This window comes from Streptacidiphilus sp. ASG 303 (assembly GCF_020991365.1).
Lineage (GTDB): Bacteria > Actinomycetota > Actinomycetes > Streptomycetales > Streptomycetaceae > Peterkaempfera.
The window spans coordinates 55,185-74,078 of the sequence record NZ_JAJLRA010000002.1 but is presented as its reverse complement, the minus strand read 5'-3'; the positions used below and the strand labels follow the sequence as shown (position 1 = coordinate 74,078).

The 18,894-nt window shown below is 76.9% G+C and carries 17 protein-coding genes; 13 read left to right on the top strand and 4 right to left on the bottom strand.

Annotated elements, in window-relative coordinates; all coding sequences use genetic code 11:
- Nucleotides 1-58 precede the first annotated feature (58 nt).
- The 3 genes from LO771_RS03080 to LO771_RS03070 all read left to right on the top strand — a co-directional run bounded on the left by LO771_RS03080 (nt 59) and on the right by LO771_RS03070 (nt 3,771).
- The gene (locus LO771_RS03080) at nt 59-1,201 is read left to right on the top strand and encodes an ABC transporter ATP-binding protein (protein WP_230648322.1); all 1,143 of its coding nucleotides are present in this window, start codon (nt 59-61) and stop codon (nt 1,199-1,201) included.
- Nucleotides 1,198-2,259: an ABC transporter ATP-binding protein gene (locus LO771_RS31230; RefSeq protein ID WP_230648019.1), complete on the top strand. Its 1,062-nt coding sequence runs from the start codon at nt 1,198-1,200 to the stop codon at nt 2,257-2,259. The genes LO771_RS03080 and LO771_RS31230 overlap by 4 nt, the downstream gene beginning before the upstream one ends.
- 501 nt (nt 2,260-2,760) lie before the next feature.
- Nucleotides 2,761-3,771: a LacI family DNA-binding transcriptional regulator gene (locus LO771_RS03070; RefSeq protein ID WP_230648018.1), complete on the top strand. Its 1,011-nt coding sequence runs from the start codon at nt 2,761-2,763 to the stop codon at nt 3,769-3,771.
- 73 nt (nt 3,772-3,844) lie between these two features.
- Here LO771_RS03070 and LO771_RS03065 read toward each other — a convergent pair whose 3' ends face one another.
- Both LO771_RS03065 and LO771_RS03060 read right to left on the bottom strand, forming a co-directional pair.
- Nucleotides 3,845-4,549, bottom strand: a complete 705-nt coding sequence (locus LO771_RS03065) for a lysoplasmalogenase (protein WP_230648017.1) — start codon at nt 4,547-4,549, stop codon at nt 3,845-3,847.
- Nucleotides 4,546-5,433: a sterol desaturase family protein gene (locus LO771_RS03060; RefSeq protein WP_230648016.1), complete on the bottom strand. Its 888-nt coding sequence runs from the start codon at nt 5,431-5,433 to the stop codon at nt 4,546-4,548. The genes LO771_RS03065 and LO771_RS03060 overlap by 4 nt, the downstream gene beginning before the upstream one ends.
- 99 nt (nt 5,434-5,532) lie before the next feature.
- Between LO771_RS03060 and LO771_RS03055 the strand changes: the two genes are divergently transcribed.
- Both LO771_RS03055 and LO771_RS03050 read left to right on the top strand, forming a co-directional pair.
- Nucleotides 5,533-5,898, top strand: coding sequence for a YkvA family protein (locus LO771_RS03055; protein WP_230648015.1), 366 nt, complete (start codon nt 5,533-5,535; stop codon nt 5,896-5,898).
- Between the two features lie 114 nt (nt 5,899-6,012).
- Nucleotides 6,013-7,899, top strand: a complete 1,887-nt coding sequence (locus tag LO771_RS03050; RefSeq protein ID WP_230648014.1) for a DUF2398 family protein — start codon at nt 6,013-6,015, stop codon at nt 7,897-7,899.
- A gap of 125 nt (nt 7,900-8,024) precedes the next feature.
- Here the strand turns inward: LO771_RS03050 and LO771_RS03045 are convergent, their stop codons facing one another.
- Entirely contained in the window at nt 8,025-8,261 is a 237-nt protein-coding gene (locus LO771_RS03045; RefSeq protein WP_230648013.1) for a hypothetical protein, read from the bottom strand.
- A gap of 305 nt (nt 8,262-8,566) precedes the next feature.
- Between LO771_RS03045 and LO771_RS03040 the strand changes: the two genes are divergently transcribed.
- The 8 genes from LO771_RS03040 to LO771_RS03000 all read left to right on the top strand — a co-directional run bounded on the left by LO771_RS03040 (nt 8,567) and on the right by LO771_RS03000 (nt 18,118).
- A complete protein-coding gene (locus tag LO771_RS03040) occupies nt 8,567-9,409 on the top strand; it encodes a nitrilase-related carbon-nitrogen hydrolase (RefSeq protein ID WP_230648012.1) in 843 nt (280 codons plus the stop codon).
- A 19-nt stretch (nt 9,410-9,428) separates the two neighbouring features.
- Nucleotides 9,429-10,856 carry an aspartate aminotransferase family protein gene (locus LO771_RS03035; RefSeq protein WP_230648011.1) on the top strand — a complete coding sequence of 476 codons (1,428 nt, stop codon included), beginning with the start codon at nt 9,429-9,431 and terminating at the stop codon, nt 10,854-10,856.
- Nucleotides 10,853-12,253, top strand: a complete 1,401-nt coding sequence (gene hydA, locus LO771_RS03030; protein WP_230648010.1) for a dihydropyrimidinase — start codon at nt 10,853-10,855, stop codon at nt 12,251-12,253. Before LO771_RS03035 ends, hydA begins: the two co-directional genes overlap by 4 nt.
- A 138-nt stretch (nt 12,254-12,391) precedes the next feature.
- Nucleotides 12,392-13,423 (top strand): TIGR03842 family LLM class F420-dependent oxidoreductase, encoded by a 1,032-nt coding sequence (locus LO771_RS03025; protein WP_230648009.1) that lies wholly within the window; start codon nt 12,392-12,394, stop codon nt 13,421-13,423.
- Nucleotides 13,424-13,873: 450 nt separating this feature from the next.
- Nucleotides 13,874-14,710: an alpha/beta fold hydrolase gene (locus tag LO771_RS03020; RefSeq protein WP_230648008.1), complete on the top strand. Its 837-nt coding sequence runs from the start codon at nt 13,874-13,876 to the stop codon at nt 14,708-14,710.
- Nucleotides 14,703-15,293 (top strand): TetR/AcrR family transcriptional regulator, encoded by a 591-nt coding sequence (locus tag LO771_RS30975; RefSeq protein WP_304944753.1) that lies wholly within the window; start codon nt 14,703-14,705, stop codon nt 15,291-15,293. Before LO771_RS03020 ends, LO771_RS30975 begins: the two co-directional genes overlap by 8 nt.
- A 198-nt stretch (nt 15,294-15,491) precedes the next feature.
- Nucleotides 15,492-16,640, top strand: coding sequence for a glycerate kinase (locus tag LO771_RS03005; RefSeq protein ID WP_230648007.1), 1,149 nt, complete (start codon nt 15,492-15,494; stop codon nt 16,638-16,640).
- 158 nt (nt 16,641-16,798) lie between these two features.
- Nucleotides 16,799-18,118 (top strand): cellulase family glycosylhydrolase, encoded by a 1,320-nt coding sequence (locus LO771_RS03000; protein WP_230648006.1) that lies wholly within the window; start codon nt 16,799-16,801, stop codon nt 18,116-18,118.
- An 87-nt stretch (nt 18,119-18,205) separates the two neighbouring features.
- On the opposite strand, the gene LO771_RS02995 is transcribed toward LO771_RS03000, so the two are convergent.
- Entirely contained in the window at nt 18,206-18,823 is a 618-nt protein-coding gene (locus LO771_RS02995; RefSeq protein WP_230648005.1) for a TetR/AcrR family transcriptional regulator, read from the bottom strand.
- Nucleotides 18,824-18,894: the final 71 nt, after the last annotated feature.

Sequence of the window (18,894 nt, the reverse complement as noted above, 5' to 3'; positions counted from 1 at the left end):
CCCCGCCGGACCCGGCAGCCCCGCCGGTCCGGACGGCCCGGACGGCCGCGACGTCGTCCTGCGCGCCCGCGACGTCCGCGTCGAGTACGACGGCGAGCGCCCCACCCGCGCCGTCCGCGGCGTCTCCTTCGAACTGCGCCGCGGCGAGGTCCTCGGCATCGCCGGCGAGAGCGGCTGCGGCAAGTCCACCCTCGCCTACGCCGTCACCCGCATGCTCAAGGCACCCGCCCGGATGACCGGCGGCAGCCTCTCCTTCCGCACCCGCGAGGGGGAGGAGCTCGACCTGCTCGCCCTGGACGAGGAGGGGCTGCGGACCTTCCGCTGGAGCCGGCTCTCCCTGGTCTTCCAGAGCGCCATGAACGCCCTCAACCCCGTCACCACCGTCGGCCGCCAGTTCGCCGACGTCTTCCGGGCCCACCGCCCCGACATGGGCCCCGAGGAGCGCGACCGGCGCGCCCGCGAGCTGCTGGAGATGGTCGGCATCGACGCCGACCGGGTCCGCAGCCACCCCCACGAGCTCTCCGGCGGCATGCGCCAGCGCGTCGTCATCGCCATGGCCCTCGCCCTGGAGCCCGACGTCGTCATCATGGACGAGCCCACCACCGCGCTCGACGTGGTGGTGCAGCGGGAGATCCTCGACGAGGTCGAGCGGCTCCGGGCCGAACTCGGCTTCAGCGTCGTCTTCATCACCCACGACCTCGGCCTGCTGCTGGAGATCAGCGACCGGCTGGCCGTCATGTACGCGGGCGAGGTCGTCGAGTACGCGCCCGCCGAGCAGCTCGCCGGCGGCGCCGCCCATCCCTACACCCAGGGCCTGCTGCGCTCCTTCCCCGACCTGGCCGGCGAGCGGCGCGAACTGCGGGGCATCCCCGGCTCGCCGCCCGACCTGCGCGGCGACCTCGCGGGCTGCGCCTTCGCCGACCGCTGCGAGCACGCCTTCGAGCCCTGCCGCACCACCGCGCCGCGCCTGCTGGACCTCGGCCGCGCGGCCGGGCCCTGGTCCGCCGCCTGCCACCTCCACGACCCCGCCCACCGGCCGCCGGCCGGGGCGCCCGCCCGGCCCGGCGCACCCGCGCCGTCCGACGTCCCCGCGCCGTCCGACGTCCCGGCGCCGTCCGGCACCCCCGTACCGGCCGGGACGCCCGAGCCCGCCCCCGCCGCCCCCGGCGGCGGCCCGACCACCGAAGGGCGGCAGCCGTGACCGCACTCGACGTCCGCGACCTCACCGTCGCCTACCCGCAGGCCCACGGAAGGCCCTTCCGCGCCGTCGAACGGCTCTCCTTCTCCCTGCGCGCCGGCCGCACCCTGGCCCTGGTCGGGGAGAGCGGCAGCGGCAAGTCCAGCGTCCTCAAGGCGCTGTCGCGCCTGGTGCGGCCCGCCGAGGGGAGCATCCTGCTCGACGGGCGGGAGGGCGTGCGCGGCCGGGAGTACCGGCGGGCCGTGCAGATGGTCTTCCAGGACCCCTTCGCCTCGCTCAACCCCTCCCACACCGTCGACCACCACCTGCGCCGCCCGCTGCTCGCCACCGGCCGCGCCCGCCGCGGCGCGGAGGCCGACGAGGCCGTCGCCGCGCTGCTGCGCCAGGTCAACCTCACCCCGGCCGCCGACGTGGCCCGCAAGCGGCCGCACGAGCTCTCCGGCGGCCAGCGCCAGCGCGTCGCCATCGCCCGCGCCCTGGCGCCCGAGCCCGCCGTCCTCCTCGCCGACGAGCCCGTCTCCATGCTGGACGTCTCCATCCGCCTGGAGATCCTCAACCTGCTGGACCGCCTCAAACGCGAACGCGACCTCGCCCTGCTCTACGTCACCCACGACCTGGCCACGGCCCGGCACTTCTCCTCCGAGATCATGGTGATGTACCGCGGGGAGGTCGTCGAGCGCGGTCCCAGCGACGAGGTCATCCTGGACCCGCGCCACCCCTACACCCGGCTGCTCGCCGCCGCCGCGCCCCGGACCGGCGCGAGCCGCGAGGAGGTCCGCGAGGCGCGGCGGGTACGGCTGGAGTCCCGCGCCCGGCGGGACGCCGAGCGGCGCGAGGTCGTGGTGGGGGAGGGGTGCCGCTTCCGGCCCCGCTGCCCGTTCGCCATGGACAGCTGCGCCCGGCGGCCGCCCGAGGTGCAGGTCGCGCCGCCCCCCGACGGCGACGGCGGGACGGGCCACCGCGCCCTGTGCTGGCTGTACGCGGACCCCGCCGCCGCGGCCGGTGCGCTGCCCGCGGCGGGACCGGCCGCAGCCGTGCCGCCGCACCGGGCGGCGCCCTGAGGCCGGGGCCCCGGGACCGGCGTCCCGGGGCCCCTGACCCCGGGCGGTGCGTCCACCGCGCACCGCCCGCCCCCGGCGCCCCCCCCGGGGCGCCCCCGGCGTGCGGGCCGTCCTGCGCCCGGCCCGCACGCCCGGCGGCCGCCCCCTGCGCCGCGCGCTCCTCCGCCGCACACCCGTCCGTCCCGCGCCCTCCCCGACCGACCCCCCGCGCCCTCCCCGACCGACCCCCCCGCCCCCTCCCCGACCGACCCCCCGCCCCCTCCCCGACCGGCCCCGCCCCCTCCCCGACCGGCCCCGCCCCCTCCCCGACCGGCCCCGCCCCGTCGCCTCCCCGGCCGGTCCCCGCCGCCCCGCGCCGGGCGGTTCCGGGCCGTTCCGGGCGGGCTCCGGGCGGGCGTGCCGCGCGTAGACTGGTCCCCGCACCGTCGGGACCGGCCCCGCCCGACCGGGCCGCGGTGCGCACGGCGGGCCGGAGGGGGTGCGGGGTTGAAGCGTCCGACGATGGCGGACATCGCGCGGCGGGCCGGGCTGACCAAGGGCGCCGTCTCGTTCGCCCTCAACGGCAAGCCCGGCGTGTCGGAGGCGACCCGCCGCCGCGTCCTGGCCATCGCCGAGGAGCTGGGCTGGCAGCCCAACAGCGCCGCCCGCGCCCTGTCCGACGGCCGGGCCGGCGCCTTCGGCCTCGTCATCGACCGGCCCGCGCCCGCGCTCGGCGTCGAACCGTTCTTCATGCAGCTGATCTCCGGCATCCAGGCCGAGCTGTCCCGCGACGGCGTGGCCCTGCTGTTCACCCTCGCCGAGGACGTCCGCGCCCAGGTCGCCGTGCACCGCGACTGGTGGGCCAGCCGCCGCGTCGACGGGGTCTTCCTCGTCGACGTCCACGTCGGAGACCCCCGGATCGCCGCGCTGGAGGAGCTGCAGCTGCCCGCCGTGGTGATCGGCTCGCCGGTGGCCTCCGGCAGCCTGCCCGCGGTGTGGAACGACGAGGCGGACGGCGTCCGGCTGGCCGTCGAGCACCTGGCGGGCCTGGGGCACCGCTCGGTCGCCCGGGTCAGCGGACCCGCCGACCTGCTCCACACCCGCCAGCGCAGCGCCGCCTTCGACGCCGTCACCGCCGAGCTGGGCCTGCGCGCCACCACGGTCGAGGCCGACTACACCGGCGAGGGCGGGGCCGCCGCCACCCTCGCCCTGCTGGAGGGGCCCGACCGCCACACCGCGGTCCTGTACGACAACGACCTGATGGCGGTCTCCGGCCTCAGCGCCGCCCAGCAGCACGGCTTCCGGGTGCCGGCCGACGTCTCCCTGCTGGCCTGGGACGACTCGCCCCTGTGCGGGGCGGTCCGGCCCGGACTCACCGCGCTGCGCCGCGACATCGCCGCCTACGGCGCGCACGCCGCCCGGCAGCTGTGCGACCTGGTCGCGGGCGAGGAGGTCCGGGACCTCCAGGCGGCGCCGCCGGAGCTGGTCCGCCGGGGCAGCACCGCCCCGCTGGAGCGTCCGGCCGCGGCCTGACGCCGCGTCCCCTGCCCGCCTCCGGCCCCGGCCGTTCCCGGTCCCGCCCGCGCGGGGCGGGGGCGGCGCGCCGTCAGACGGGCGCGCCCGCGGCCGGTGCGGTGCGGGGCAGGGGGTCGGCGGGGGCGCCCGGGCGCGGGCGGCCGGCGCGGAGGACGGCGGTCGCGAGCAGGTACTGGGCGGCCAGGTAGGTGGCCATCACCCAGACGTCGTGGCCGGGGAGCAGCGGGCGGTCGGCCATCCGCACCGCGATCAGGGTGTCGGAGAGCAGGAAGAGCGCCCCGCCGAGGCCGGCGCGCGCACCGAGCCCCCCGGAAGTGGCGGCGGTGGCGGTGAGGAGCAGGCTGTACAGGGCGACCGGCGCCCTGAGCACGCCCAGGCCGGACCAGAGCAGGCCGACCGCGACGGCCCACACGATCGCGTACGCGGCGGCGCGCAGGGCGGCGCGGCGGCGGTCCGCCAGGGCGCCGAGGCGGGTGAGGAGCACCACGTAGCAGACGTGGCCGGCCGCGAAGGCCCCCATCCCCGCCAGGAAGGCGGGGCCGCCCGCCTCCAGCAGCGCGTCGCCCGCCGCCCCGCAGAGCAGCGCCGCGGTGAGCAGCCGGGGGAGCCGGTCGGACGCCGCCGCCGCGTACCCGGCGAGCAGCGGCATCAGGACGGGCTTGGTGGCGAGCTCCAGGACCCGGACGCCCCCGAGCAGGGCGGCGAGGTGCGCGGCCGCGGCGAGGGCGAACGCGCAGAGCAGGGTGCGGGCGAGGGCCCGGCGGCGGGGCGTCACGCGGCGCTCCCCTCCGGGAGGCCGTCCGCGGGCGCGGCGGGCGCCTCCGGGCGCGGGGACGGCTGCCAGCCCGGCCCCCTGACGACGTGTCCGACCCGGTCGCGCCAGGTGCGCGCGGCGGCGACGTCGCGGGCGATGGCGGCGTACTCGTGGGTGGCCACCCGCAGCGGGTTGTGGGTGGCGATGTTCTTGGTGAGGCCGTACACCGGGCGGACGGTCTCCGGTGCGAAGGTGCCGAACAGCCGGTCCCAGACGATCAGGATCCCGCCGAAGTTGCGGTCCAGGTAGCCCCCCTGGGAGGCGTGGTGGACCCGGTGGTGGGAAGGAGTGTTGAGGACGAGCTCCACCGGCCGGGGAAGCCGGCCGATGCGCTCGGTGTGGATCCAGAACTGGTAGACGAGGTTGACGGAGGAGCAGAAGGCGAGGGCCGCGGGGTGCACCCCGGCCAGCACCAGCGGCACGTAGAAGACCCATCCGGTGGCGCTGGTCCAGGGCTGGCGCAGCGCGGTGGAGAGGTTGTACCGGCGGCTGGAGTGGTGCACCACGTGGCAGGCCCACAGGATGCGGACCACGTGGTGGCCGCGGTGCGACCAGTAGTAGAAGAAGTCCTGCCCCAGCAGCATCAGCGGTACCGTCCACCACAGCAGGGGAACGCGGAGCGGTGTCGCGGCGTACAGCGCGCTGTAGACGGCCACCACGGGGACCTTCCACAGCGCGTCGAAGAGGAGGCTGCCCAGCCCCATGGAGAGGCTGGTCGCGGTGTCCCTGCCGCCGTAGCCCTGCTCGTCGTCGTCCGGGTGGAACCGGTAGGAGGCCATCTCCAGGACGGTGAGCAGCAGGAAGGCGGGCACGGACCAGAGCACCACGTCGGGCAGGTTCGGCATGTCGGGCACCATAGGTCAGCGGTGGCGCGGGGGGAAGAGGTTGCCGCCCCCGCGCAGTGGCGCGGTGGAGCGGCACCGCACGGACGGAAGGAGAGACCGGTGGCGGCAGGCAGGGGGAGGCGCCGTCCCGGCGCCCGCGAGGCGTGGGAGCTGTACGGCGAGACGCGGCGCCCGGGGGCGCCCGGACTGGGGGCGCGGATCGGTGCGGCGCCGCGGATGCTGCGTGCGGCGGTGCGCGGTGCGTACCCGCACCTGCCGCGCGGCCGGGCGCTGCTGTACGTGCTGCTGACGGCCGCCTACGTGGCCTCGCCGGTGGACGTGATCCCGGACGTCTTCCCCGTGATCGGCTGGACCGACGACGCGGGTGTGCTGATGTGGGCGCTGCGCGGCATGGTCCGGGAGTCCGGCCGGTTCGTGGAGTGGGAGCGTGCGGGCGGGCCGCCCGCGGTGGGCCGCGGGCGCTGAGCCGGACGCCGGACCGGACTCCCGGCCGGACTCCCGACCGGACGCTGAGCCGGTGCGATCATCACCTAGGCTGAGCACGATGGACGAGTACGGCAGCCGGGGGACGTGGTGCAGTTGACCAGGACCGGGGATGCCGCCCGGAGCGGGGGTGCGGTCGGGACCGGGGGCGCCGCCGCGGCGGTGGCCGCCGACGGTCCGGAGGACGCCGCCGTGCCGGACGAGCTGCTGCGGCTCGCCCGCTGGTTCGCGGCGGCCGGTCCGGATGCCGCACACGACCTGTACACCGCGGCCTTCGGCCTCTACGGCGCCCGGCACCTCGGGGCCGCCCCCGGCCCTGCCGCCGCCGTGCCCGCCCACACCAGCTGGTGGCACGGCCCCGCCGCACCGGCGCCGCTCCCCGCCGCGCTCCGGGCCGGCACGGTCCGCAGCCCGCGCGGCCGGGCGCCGCAGTCCCCGTCGCAGGCCCAGGCCCCGGACGGGCGCCTCCCGGGCGCCCCCGCCGGGGGAGCGCCGGATCCGCGCCCCCGCGCGCCCCGCCACGCCCGGCCGCTGCACCCGGCCGCGGACGGCGCCGCCGACGACGCCCCCGCCGTGGAGCTGCGGGCGGCCGCCCGCCTGCTGCTCGCCCATCCGCTCGTCACCGCCGCCGGTCCGTGGGGCGCCAGCCTGCCGCAGATACGCCGCCACGCGGACGCACTCGCCCAGCGGTTCGAGCGCCTCCTCGGCTACCGGCTGCTGGTCGGCGACGGTGCGGCCCGGCTCTTCAAGGCCGGGCTGGGCACCGGGTCCGGCCGCTGCCTGCGCCGCCCCTGCGGCACGCCCTTCCCGCCCCGCTCGTACGCCGCCCTCGCCCTCGCCCTGTCCGTGCTGCCGGCCCTCCCCGACCGGCTGCCGTCCGCCGCGCTCCGCGACGCCGTCCGGGGGGCCGCCGAGGAGGCGGGGCTGGCGGCCGCCGCCGACGCGCCCCACCTGGCGGACGCCCTGCGGGCGCTGGCGGACCGGCAGGTGCTCACCGGCGGGGGAGCGGGCACCGGGCCGGGCGCCGGATCCGGCGCGGGAGCCGACTCCGGTTCCGGCTGCGACTGCGACTGCGACTGCGACTGCGACACCGACACCGACTCCGGCCTCCGCGCCGACGGCGAGGTGGCCGTGGACCGCGCCGTCGCCCGGCTGCTGGTGGCCGTCCCGCCGACCGCCGCCGACGGCGGACCGGCCGACCTCGTGCGCCGGGCCACCGATCCGGGGCCCGGCGGGGAGCGCCTCTACGTCCGGCGCAGGCTCGCCGAGACACCCGCGGTGCTGCTGGACGAGCTCACCGCCCGCGAACGCGTCTGGCTGCGCACCCGGCAGCGCCGCGAGGCCGACGCCTTCGCCGCCTTCCTCGGCCTGGAGGCCGAGGTCCGTGCCGAGGGCGTGGCGCTGCTCGACCCCGCCGACGAGCTCTGCGACCTGGGCCTGCCCGGGTCCGGTCCGCTCGCCCGGGCCGCGCTGCTGCTCGCGGAGCGCCTGGTGGAGCAGCTGCGGCCGGTCCCGGGAGACCCGGTGTCCCGGACGGCGGCCGGGCCGGTGATCGGCGTGCCGGTGCCGGACGCCGCGATCGACGGGGTACTGGGCGACATCGCCGACGAGCACGGCGGCGCGGGCCGCTGGCCCGCGGCCTGGCTCGCCGACCGGGCGGCCCTCCGCCGCGACGTCCTCGACCTGCTGCACCGGATGCACCTGGTGGCGCCCGCCGGTCCGGCCCGGGCCCTGGCCGGTCCGGACGCACCCGGCCCGGACGCACCCGGTCCGGAGGACGCCCGGTCCGGCCCCGGACCGGACGCCGACGCTGAGGGGCGCGCGGCGGCCGACGTGCGCGGGGCACGCGGCACGGCGGTGTCCGGCTGGGTGCTGCTGGCGCCCGCCGCGCGCTACGCCCCCGCCGCCCCCGCCCCGGCCGGCGGCGCCGGACGCCACGCCCGGCGGGCCCCGGACGGGCCGTCGGACCCGGGGCGGCGCTGACCCGCCGCGCAGCAGGACGGGACCGGCGGCGCAGGGCGGGGCCGCCCGCCGACGGCCGTGCGGACGAGGGCGCACGGCGCCGGGAACGCCCGCGCGCGCTCCGGCGGGCGGGCTCCGCGGACGGCTCAGCGCCCGGCCGGCGCCGCCGCGGCCGGGCCCGCGGCCCCCGCCGGGCCGTCGTGCGACGCCTGGAGGGCGGTGCCGGCCGACAGGCCGCCGAGCAGCAGGGCCGCGGCGGTGCCGCAGGCCGCGAGCAGGCGCCGGTGGCGCCGGGGGAGCGGGAAGCCGGGGCGTGCGCCCCGGGCGGCCCCCGCAGGGGCGGCCGGGGCCGGGTGCGGGTCGCGGTTCCGGTGGTCCGTCATGGGGGAAAGCCTTCCAGAGCGGTGTTAAACGGTCCTTACGTCCGCGTGAAGCCCGTACGGGTGGCGCGCGACGGCGCGGAGACGCCGCAGACGCCCTCTCTCGGGCGGAATATCCTGGAATCACCCGGTAGGAGGATGGCCGGGAGACCGTGAAACGTGATCGTCTTCTCGATGTCGCGACGGGCGTATTGCCACCCGCCGTCCGCAGGTCCAAGCTTCTACGCACGTAGATCCACGCCGAGTGTTCACCGACCAGCCACCCGCGCACCCGCCTCCCCGGCGGGTGCCGGAGTTGAGGGGGCCTCATGCCCAGGATCGTCCGCGCCGCCCTCGTCCAGACCAAGTGGACGGGCGACACCGAGTCCATGATCGACGTCCACGAGCGGTACGCCCGCGAGGCCGCCGCCCAGGGCGCCCGCATCATGGGCTTCCAGGAGGTCTTCAACGCCCCGTACTTCTGCCAGGTGCAGGAGGAGGAGCACCACCGCTGGGCCGAGCCCGTCCCCGACGGCCCCACCGTCACCCGGATGCGGGCGCTCGCCCGGGAGCTCGGCATGGTCCTCGTCGTCCCGGTGTACGAGGTCGAGCAGGCCGGCCTGTACTACAACACCGCCGCCGTCATCGACGCCGACGGCTCCTACCTCGGCAAGTACCGCAAGCACCACATCCCCCAGGTCAAGGGGTTCTGGGAGAAGTACTACTTCAGGCCCGGCAACCTCGGCTGGCCGGTCTTCGACACCGCCGTCGGCCGGGTCGGCGTGTACATCTGCTACGACCGCCACTTCCCCGAGGGGTGGCGCGCCCTCGGCCTGGCGGGCGCCGAGATCGTCTACAACCCCTCCGCCACCAGCCGCTCCCTCTCCCAGTACCTGTGGCAGCTGGAGCAGCCCGCCGCCGCCGTGGCCAACGAGTACTTCGTCGCCGCCATCAACCGGGTCGGCGTCGAGGAGTACGGCGACAACGACTTCTACGGCACCTCCTACTTCGTCGACCCGCGCGGGCAGTTCGTCGGCGACGTGGCCTCCGACAAGGACGAGGAGCTCGTCGTCCGCGACCTCGACCTCGGCCTGATCGAGCAGGTCCGGCAGCAGTGGGCCTTCTACCGCGACCGCAGGCCCGACGCCTACGGACCCCTCACCGGGGCCTGACGGAAGGACGGCCGAGCCCATGGACGACGCCACCGTCCCGCACACCGCCGCCACGCACGGCACCCGCGCCGCCGGCCCGCACGCCGCCGGCGCCCACGCCCCGGCCCCCGCCGCACCGGCGGCCGCCCCCGGTCCGCACGCCGCCCTCCTCGCCCGCCACCGCGCGGTCACCCCCGCCTGGCTCGCCACCTACTACCGCGAGCCCATCGAGGTCACCCACGGCGAGGGCCGCCACGTCTGGGACGCCGAGGGCCGCCGCTACCTGGACTTCTTCGGCGGCATCCTCACCACCATGACCGCCCACGCCCTCCCCGAGGTCACCAAGGCCGTCGCCGAGCAGGCCGGGCGGATCCTGCACACCTCCACCCTCTACCTCTCCACGCCCATGGTGGAGCTGTGCGAGCGGATCGCGGACCTCTCCGGCATCCCCGACGCCAAGGTCTTCCTCACCACCTCCGGCACCGAGGCCAACGACGCCGCCCTGCTCCTGGCGACCGCGTACCGGCGCTCCAACCAGGTCGTGGCGCTGCGCAACAGCTACCACGGCCGCTCCTTCACCACCGTGGGCATCACCGGCAACACCGCCTGGTCACCCACCAGCCTCTCCCCGCTGCAGACCCTCTACGTCCACGGCGGCGTGCGGACCCGCGGCCCCTTCGCCCACCTGGACGACGCGGCCTTCACCGCCGCCTGCGTCGCCGACCTGGAGGACCTCCTCGGCCAGGCCGAGGGGACCGTCGCGGCCCTCATCGCCGAGCCGGTCCAGGGCGTCGGCGGCTTCACCTCCGGCCCCGACGGCCTGCTCGCCGCCTTCAAGGAGGTGCTCGACCGGCACGGCATCCTGTGGATCAGCGACGAGGTGCAGACCGGCTGGGGCCGCACCGGCGACCACTTCTGGGGCTGGCAGGCGCACGCCGCCGCCGGCCCGCCCGACATCCTCACCTTCGCCAAGGGCGTCGGCAACGGCCTCTCCATGGGCGGCGTCGTCGCCCGCGCCGAGGTCATGGACTGCCTCGGCGCCAACTCCATCTCCACCTTCGGCGGCAGCCCGGTCACCACCGCCGGGGCCCTCGCCAACCTCCGGTACCTGCTGGAGAACGACCTCCAGGGCAACGCCCGCACCACCGGCGCACTGATCCTCGGCCGGCTGCGCACCGCCGCCCCGGGGCTTCCCGTCGTCCGCGAGGTCCGCGGCCGCGGGCTGATGATCGGCGTGGAGCTCGTCGAACGGGACGGCCGCCCCTCGGCGCGCGCCGCCGCGGCCGCCCTGGAGCACGCCCGCGAGCGGGGCCTGCTCGTCGGCAAGGGCGGGCGGCACGGCAACGCCCTGCGGATCGCGCCCCCGCTCTCCCTCACCGAGGCCGAGGCCGAGGAGGGCGCCGGCCTCCTCGTCCAGGCCCTCCGCGAGGCCGACCGCGAGGTCGGCGGGAAGGAGCAGACCCCGTGACCCGCACCGTCATCCGCGGCGGACTCGTCGTCACCGCCGCCGAGGAGACCGAGGCCGACGTCCTGGTCGAGGGCGAGAAGGTCGTCGCCCTCGCCGCCACCGGGTCCTCCGCCGCCGAGGCCTGGACCGCCGACACGGTGATCGACGCGACCGGCCACTACGTGATCCCGGGCGGCGTCGACGTCCACACCCACATGCAGATGCCGTTCGGCGGCACCACCGCCGCCGACACCTTCGAGACCGGCACCCGCGCCGCCGCCTGGGGCGGCACCACCACCATCGTCGACTTCGCGATCCAGTCCGTCGGCTCCTCGCTCCGCGAGGGCCTGGACGCCTGGCACGCCAAGGCCGAGGGCGTCTGCGCGGTCGACTACGGCTTCCACATGATCCTCTCGGACGTCACCGAGAGCAGCCTCAAGGAGATGGACGCGCTGGTGGGGGAGGGGGTGACCTCCTTCAAGATGTTCATGGCCTACCCCGGCGTCTTCTACAGCGACGACGGCCGCATCCTGCGGGCCATGCAGCGCGGCGCCGCCAACGGCGGCCTGATCATGATGCACGCGGAGAACGGCATCGCCATCGACGTCCTCGTCGAGCAGGCCCTCGCCGCCGGGCGGACCGACCCCCGCTACCACGGCGAGGTCCGCCGCGAACTGCTGGAGGCCGAGGCCACCCACCGCGCGGTGAAGCTCGCCCAGGTCGCCGGCGCGCCGCTGTACGTGGTCCACGTCTCCGCCGCCTCCGCCGTCGCCGAACTGGCTGCCGCCCGCCGCCAGGGCCTGCCCGTCTTCGGCGAGACCTGCCCCCAGTACCTCTTCCTCTCCACCGACAACCTCGCCGAGCCGGACTTCGAGGGCGCCAAGTACGTCTGCTCCACCCCGCTGCGGCCGAGGGAGCACCAGGCCGAGCTGTGGAAGGGCCTGCGCACCGGCGACCTCCAGGTGGTCTCCACCGACCACTGCCCGTTCTGCTTCTCCGGGCAGAAGGAGATGGGCCGCGGCGACTTCTCGAGGATCCCCAACGGGCTGCCCGGCGTGGAGAACCGCATGGACCTCCTCCACCAGGCCGTCGTCGACGGGCACCTCACCCGCCGCCGCTGGATCGACATCGCCTGCGCCACCCCGGCCCGGATGTTCGGCCTGTACCCGCGCAAGGGCACCATCGCGCCCGGCGCCGACGCCGACCTCGTCGTCTACGACCCGGCGGCCGTGCAGACCCTCTCCGCCGCCACCCACCACATGAACGTCGACTACTCCGCCTACGAGGGCAGGCAGGTCACCGGCCGCTCCCGCACCGTGCTCTCCCGCGGCACCGTCGTCCTCGACGACGGCCGCTGGCTCGGCCGGGCGGGCCACGGCCGGTACCAGCCGCGCGCCACCTGCCAGTACCTCGGCTGACCCCGCCCGGCCCGCATCCCGGCCCGCCCCCGGGGCCGGCCCCCGTTCCCGACCGACCGGCCGCCGGCGGCCCGGCGCCCGCACCGGCGGGCCCGGCCGCCGGCCGTCCCGGCGACCCCGCACCCCAGGAGGACCCCCGTGGACATCGGCCTCGTGCTCCAGACCGACCCGCCCGCCCGGCTGCTCGTCGAGCGGATGAAGCGCGCCGAACAGGCCGGCTTCACCCACGGCTGGACCTTCGACTCCTGCGTGCTGTGGCAGGAGCCCTTCGTGATCTACAGCCGGATCCTCGCCGAGACCGAGCGGCTCACCGTCGGCCCCATGGTCACCAACCCCGGCACCCGCACCTGGGAGGTCACCGCCTCCCTCTTCGCGACCCTCAACGAGATGTACGGCAACCGCCTCGTCTGCGGCATCGGCCGCGGCGACTCCGCCATGCGCGTCGCCGGCCGCCGCCCCGCCACCCTGGAGCGCCTCGGCCACGCCATGCACGCCATCAAGGAGCTCGCCGAGGGCCGCGAGGCCGAGGTCGACGGCACCGTCATGCGCATCCCCTGGGTGCGGCCCGGCTCCTCCCTCCCGGTCTGGATGGGCGCGTACGGGCCCAAGGCCCTCGCCCTCACCGGACGCCAGGCCGACGGCTTCATCCTCCAGCTCGCCGACCCCTACCTCACCGAGTGGATGGTCAAGGCCGTGCGCACCGCCGCCGCCGAGGCCGGGCGCGACCCCGACAGCCTCACCGTGTGCGTCGCCGCCCCCGCCTACGTCACCGCCGACGACTCGCCCGCCGCCCTCGCCCACGCCCGCGAGCAGTGCCGCTGGTTCGGCGGGATGGTCGGCAACCACGTCGCCGACCTCGTCGCCCGCTACGGCGAGCACTCCGACATGGTCCCCGAGGCGCTCACCGCGTACATCAAGGAGCGCCACGGCTACGACTACAGCCACCACGGCCGCGCCGGGAACCCCGACACCGCCTTCGTCCCCGACGGGATCGTGGACCGCTTCTGCCTCATCGGGCCGCCCGAGGCCCACGTCGCCAAGCTGGAGCACCTCCGCTCCCTGGGCGTGGACCACTTCGCCGTCTACGCCATGCACGACGCCGTGGAGCGGACCATCGACGCCTACGGCTCCGACGTCGTCCCCGCCGTGGCGTCCCCCGCGGCCGCCTGACCGTTCAGCGCGGCCTCCTCTCCCGTCCCCTCCCGCGAGAGGCCGGGGTCACCGCCGCGGACTCCCCGTACCGCACCGGCGCGCAGAGACGGACGGCCCACCCGGACGGCCGGGTCCCGCCCTCCCGAGGAGGAGGCGCCCGGTGGCTCCCGCGGCCCGTCGGGACCGTGCCCGCCCGGCCGCCGGAAGCCCCCGAACCGTACCGTCCCCCGACGGGCCCGCAGGTGCCCGGAGGACCGTCCGGATCCCCCCCCGGAGGGTCCGGGCAGGTCCGCTGCAGGATCCCGGCCACCGGCCCCCGCCGCCGTGCACGACGGCTCCTCCTGCCGCGGGACACGCGCCGTCGCATCGGCGGACGCCTCGTCGGAACCCTTCCCGCACAAGGGGGTTGACACCTTCGGCTAATGCCTTTAGCTTTTTGGCTACTGGTAAAAGCTTCAAGGGGGAGACATGACCGAGTTCCTGGAGACCGGCGGCGGACGGCTCGCGTACGACGTGACCGGTGAAGGCCCGCTGATCGTTCTCGCGCACGGCATGGGCGACAACAGGAAGGCCTACCGCGACGTCGCCGCCCGGCTCGTGGCGGCCGGGCTCCGCGTGGCCTGCATGGACCAGCGCGGCCACGGCGAGTCCAGCACCGGCTGGCCGTCCTACACCCGGACCGACGCGGCCGCCGACCTCCTCGCCCTGGTCCGGCACCTGGGCGGTCCCGCGGTGCTCGTGGGCCACTCCTTCGCCGGCGGCGCTGCCACCATCGCGGCGGCCCAGGAGCCCGGCCTGGTCCGCGCCGTCGTCGAGATCAGCCCGTTCACCCGGGCGCAGAAGCTCGACCTCGGCGCCCTGTTCTCCCGCCCCCGCTACCGCAAGGGCATGCTGCTCCTCATGGGCACCGGCCTGCTGCGCAGCCCCGGCCTGTGGAGGCGCTACCTCGACCACGCCTATCCGGGCGCCAGGCCCGCCTGGTACGACGATCACGTCGCCGGCCTCGACGCCGAGCTGCGCCGACCGGACCGGATGGCCGTCGTCGGGAGGATGGGCATGTCGGCACCCACCGACGCCGGTGCCAGGCTCGCCGACGTCCGGTGCCCCGTCCTGGTCCTGGAGGGCACGCTCGACCCCGACTGGGCCGACCCGGCGGCGGAGGGCGAGGGCATCGTGGCGGGCCTGCCCGCAGGGCTCGGCCGGCTCCGGCTGATCGAGGGGGCCGGCCACTACGCCCACGCCCAGTTCCCCGACGAGGTCGCCTCGGCCGTCCTGTCCTTCATCGAGGACAGCGTGCATGGCTAGGGCGGCACTCTCCGCGGACGTGGTCGTCGACCTCGCGCTCCAGGTCGTCGACGAACTCGGTCCGGCCGCCCTGACCCTGTCGGCGGTGGCCGACCGCGCGGGCGTCGCCGCACCGTCGCTCTACAAGCACGTGCGCAACCTCGCCGAGCTGCGCGGCCTCGTGTCGACCCGGATCACGGACGAGATCGCGGACCGGGTCGGCGAGGCCGTGCTCGGCCGTTCTGCCGACGACGCGGTCCGCGCGCTCATGACGGCCTGGCGGCGCTACGCGCAGCGCCACCCGCACCGCTACTCGGCCCTCGTCCAGACCTCCGGGCCGCGAACGTCTGAGGCCGGGGCGCGCCTGCTCGGCATCCTGTCCGCCACCCTCCGCGCCTACGGCATGGACGACTCCGCGGTGGTCCACGCAGCCCGCTGCCTGCGGGCCGCCGTCCACGGGTTCGCGGTGCTGGAGGCCGAGAACGCGTTCGGACTCCCGGAGCAGCCCGACGAGAGCTACGACCTGCTGATCCGCATGATGGCCGCGGGCCTGTCCGCACTGCGGCCGGGCCCTCCCCCCGCGACCGGCGGCGGGGACGGCTGACACGGCCGGCCGCTCCGGGCCGCCGGGTGCGGCCGGTCTTCCCGAGTGCGGAGCCGCCTCGTCCTGCCGCGCCGCGAGCGCCGCCCCGGGCCGGTGGATCCCGGCGGACGGCGGTGGCCCGGTGCGGCGGCGTGCCCGGCCTGGCAGGGTTGGCTCCGCGGTGACGCCGCGCCCCGCCCCCGGAACGGAAGGACGAACGTGAGCCCCGCCCGCCCGCCCCACGTGCTGCTCGCCCCCGACAAGTTCAAGGGCTCGCTCACCGCCCCGGAGGCGGCCCGGCACCTCGCCGCGGGCCTGCGCCGCGCCGACCCGGGCACCGCGGTCACCGAGCTGCCCGTCGCCGACGGCGGCGACGGGACCGTGGACGCCGCCGTCGCCGCGGGCTTCCGGCGCCGCGAGGCCCTCGTCGCCGGACCGCTGGGCGCCCCCGTCCGCGCCGCCTTCGCCGTCCGCGGCGACACCGCCGTCGTCGAGATGGCCGAGGCCTCCGGACTGCGCAGGCTGCCCGGCGGCCGCCCGGAACCGCTGCGCGCCGGCACCCGCGGCACCGGCGAACTGCTCCGGGCCGCCCTCGACGCCGGGGCCCGCCGCATCGTCCTCGGCGTCGGCGGCAGCGCCTCCACCGACGGCGGCGCCGGGATGCTCGCCGCCCTCGGCGCCCGCCTCCTCGACGACCGGGACCGGCCGCTGCCGCCCGGCGGCGGCGCCCTGCCCGACCTCGCCCGGGTCGACCTCTCCGGCCTCGACCCCCGGCTCGCCTGGACCGACCTGGTCCTCGCCTCCGACGTGGACAACCCGCTGCTCGGGGAGAAGGGCGCCGCCGCCGTGTACGCGCCGCAGAAGGGCGCCGGGCACGCCGAGGTCGCCCGCCTGGAGAGCGGCCTCGCCCGGCTGGCCGAGGCCGTGGGCGCGGCCGTCGGCCCGTCCGCCGCGGGGGCGGCCGACCTGCCCGGCGCCGGGGCGGCGGGCGGGACCGGCTACGCGGCGCTCGCCGCCCTGGGGGCCGTGCACCGCCCCGGCATCGCGACGCTGCTGGAGGTGCTGGGCTTCGACCGGGCCCTGGAGGAGGCGACCCTGGTCGTCACCGGCGAGGGCTCGCTCGACGCGCAGACCCTGCACGGCAAGGCGCCGCTCGGCGTCGCCGCGGCCGCCGACCGCCGGGGTGTGCCGGTGGTGGCCGTGTGCGGCCGCTGCACCCTCACGGGCGCGCAGCTGGAGGCGGCGGGCTTCCTGCGGGTCTACGCCCTCACCGCGCTGCAGCCCGACCCGGCCCGCTCCATGGAGGACGCAGGCCCCCTGCTGGAACTGGTCGGCGAAGCGCTCGCCCGCGACCTGGCGGCCGGCTGACGGACCGGCCGCACCCCCAGTGGCCGGTCCCGCCGACCCCGCCGTGTCCGGGCCATTGACCGGCGGGCCCGAACGGTGCTTCGATCGGCAGTCGGCCCCCGGGGCGCCCACCGCCGCCCCGATGTGACGTGCCGTCGACTCCAGGAGGTATCCGCCCCATGGCTTCCGCTCCGCAGTCTGACAACGTTGTCACCCCCGCCCTCCCGCGCCGCCTCCTGCTGGGCGGCGCCGCCTCCGCCGCAGCCGCCCTCGCGGTCGGCGCCGCCGCCCCCGCCGCGCGGGCGGCCGGGCCGGACGGCACGTCCGCCCGGTGGTCCGGCCACCGCGGCTTCGTGACGGTGCGGGACGGCGCCTTCCGCCTCGACGGCGCGCCCCTCCGCTTCGGCGGCACCAACTGCTACTACCTCCACCAGCAGTCCCATTACATGATCGACAGCGTGCTCGACGACGCCGCGGCCATGGGCCTGCCGGTGCTCCGGGCGTGGGCGTTCGCCGACGGCACCGGCAAGGGGGCGCTCCAGCCCGAGCCGCACCGCTACGACGAGGACGCCTTCGACTCCCTGGACTACGCCGTCCACAAGGCCGGGCAGCTGGGGATCCGCCTCGTCCTCCCGCTGGTCAACAACTGGCCCGACTACGGCGGCATGCGGCAGTACGTCACGTGGTTCCTCGGTCTGGAGGACGACTCCTACGGCGACGGCGTCCACCACGACCGGTTCTACACGGAGCGGGCGATCCGGGACTGCTACAAGGCGTACGCCGCGCACGTCCTGCGCCGCCGCAACCGCTACACCGGGCTGCGCTACCGCGACGACCCCACCGTCATGGCCTGGGAGCTCGCCAACGAGCCCCGCTGCCGCAGCGACAGGTCCGGCGCCACCCTGCTCGCCTGGGCGGCCGAGATGAGCGCCCACGTCAAGCGGCTGGCGCCCCGCCAGCTCGTCGCCGTCGGCGACGAGGGCTTCTACGGCGAGGCGGGCCGCGACGACTACCCCTACTCCGACTACGAGGGCACGCCCTGGAGGAAGCTGGTGGCGCTCCCCCACGTCGACTACGCGACCTGCCACCTGTACCCGCAGGGCTGGGGCGAGCACCCGGGCGGCAAGCCCGGCACCGACCCCGTCGCCTGGGGCACCCGGTGGATCACCGACCACGTCGCCGACGCCCGCGCCCTCGGCAAGCCGGTCGTGCTGGAGGAGTTCGGCCTCGCGATCGACGCCGGCCGGGGCGTACCCGACGTCGCCGCCCGCGACGCGGGCTACGCCGCCTGGACCCGCGCGGTGGAGGAGCACGGCGGCGCCGGCTCCCAGTTCTGGATCCTCACCTCGCGCGTCGACGACGGCTCGTTCTACCCCGACTACGACGGGTACCGCGTCACCTGGAACAACGACCCGGCCAACCCGGGCCGCAGCACCGCCCGCCTGCTGGCCGACCACGCCCGGCGGATGGCCGCCGCCTCCGGCGGGGTGCTCGGCTGACCCGCGCGCCGTGCCCGCGCCCGCATCCGAACCCGTGCGGGCGCGGGCACGGCGGCGGGCTCCGGCGACTGGGCCGCCCAGCGGTGCTCAGGCCGCCTGGTGGGGCGTGAGGACCAGGCGGACCACGTCCTCCAGGCGGCGCCGGGCGTCGCGCAGCGTCGTGCGGCCGGTCACCCAGGCGGTCAGCTCGCCCTGCCAGACGTTCCCCACGATGTGCGGGACCACGTCCCGCACCGACGCCGGCACGTCCGGCATCACCGCGAGGAGGGCCTCCCGGTCGGCGCGGGCCATGCTGTGCAGGGCCTCGCTGGCGAACGGGTCGGTGGAGGCCGCCACCGAGACCAGCAGGTGGGCGAGCTGCGGCTGGCGCTGGTAGGCGCGCATGCCGTGGTTCACGAAGCGGACCACCCGGTCGGCCGCCGCAGCCGGGGCCTTGGGGCCGCGCAGTTCGGCCACGATGTCGGCGAGCAGCAGCCGGTGCCAGTCCGCGATGGCGGCCGCCAGCAGGTGGTCCTTGGAGGAGAAGTAGCGGTACGCCGTTCCCAGGGCCACCCCGGAGCGCTCGCTGACCTGCTTCATCTGCAGTCTCTCGACGCCGATCTCGGTCACCAGGGAGAGGGCTGCCGCGATCAGGTTCCGGCGTCGTTCCAGCTGGCGGGGGGACATCGCCTCGACCGGCCGCGGCGACAGGTCAACCTTGGACACGGGACTCATGATACGGGGATCGATGGTGCGGCAGTATGCCGCCTGATCTGGCCTTTTGTCCGGCGGCCGGG

Coding starts and splice junctions, on each gene's coding strand:
- LO771_RS03070 (WP_230648018.1), top strand. CDS start 2,761: ATGGCGGACATCGCGCGGCGGGCCGGGCTGACCAAGGGCGCCGTCTCG.
- LO771_RS03060 (WP_230648016.1), bottom strand. CDS start 5,433: ATGCCGAACCTGCCCGACGTGGTGCTCTGGTCCGTGCCCGCCTTCCTG.
- LO771_RS03045 (WP_230648013.1), bottom strand. CDS start 8,261: ATGACGGACCACCGGAACCGCGACCCGCACCCGGCCCCGGCCGCCCCT.
- LO771_RS03040 (WP_230648012.1), top strand. CDS start 8,567: ATGCCCAGGATCGTCCGCGCCGCCCTCGTCCAGACCAAGTGGACGGGC.
- LO771_RS03035 (WP_230648011.1), top strand. CDS start 9,429: ATGGACGACGCCACCGTCCCGCACACCGCCGCCACGCACGGCACCCGC.
- LO771_RS03020 (WP_230648008.1), top strand. CDS start 13,874: ATGACCGAGTTCCTGGAGACCGGCGGCGGACGGCTCGCGTACGACGTG.
- LO771_RS30975 (WP_304944753.1), top strand. CDS start 14,703: ATGGCTAGGGCGGCACTCTCCGCGGACGTGGTCGTCGACCTCGCGCTC.
- LO771_RS03000 (WP_230648006.1), top strand. CDS start 16,799: ATGGCTTCCGCTCCGCAGTCTGACAACGTTGTCACCCCCGCCCTCCCG.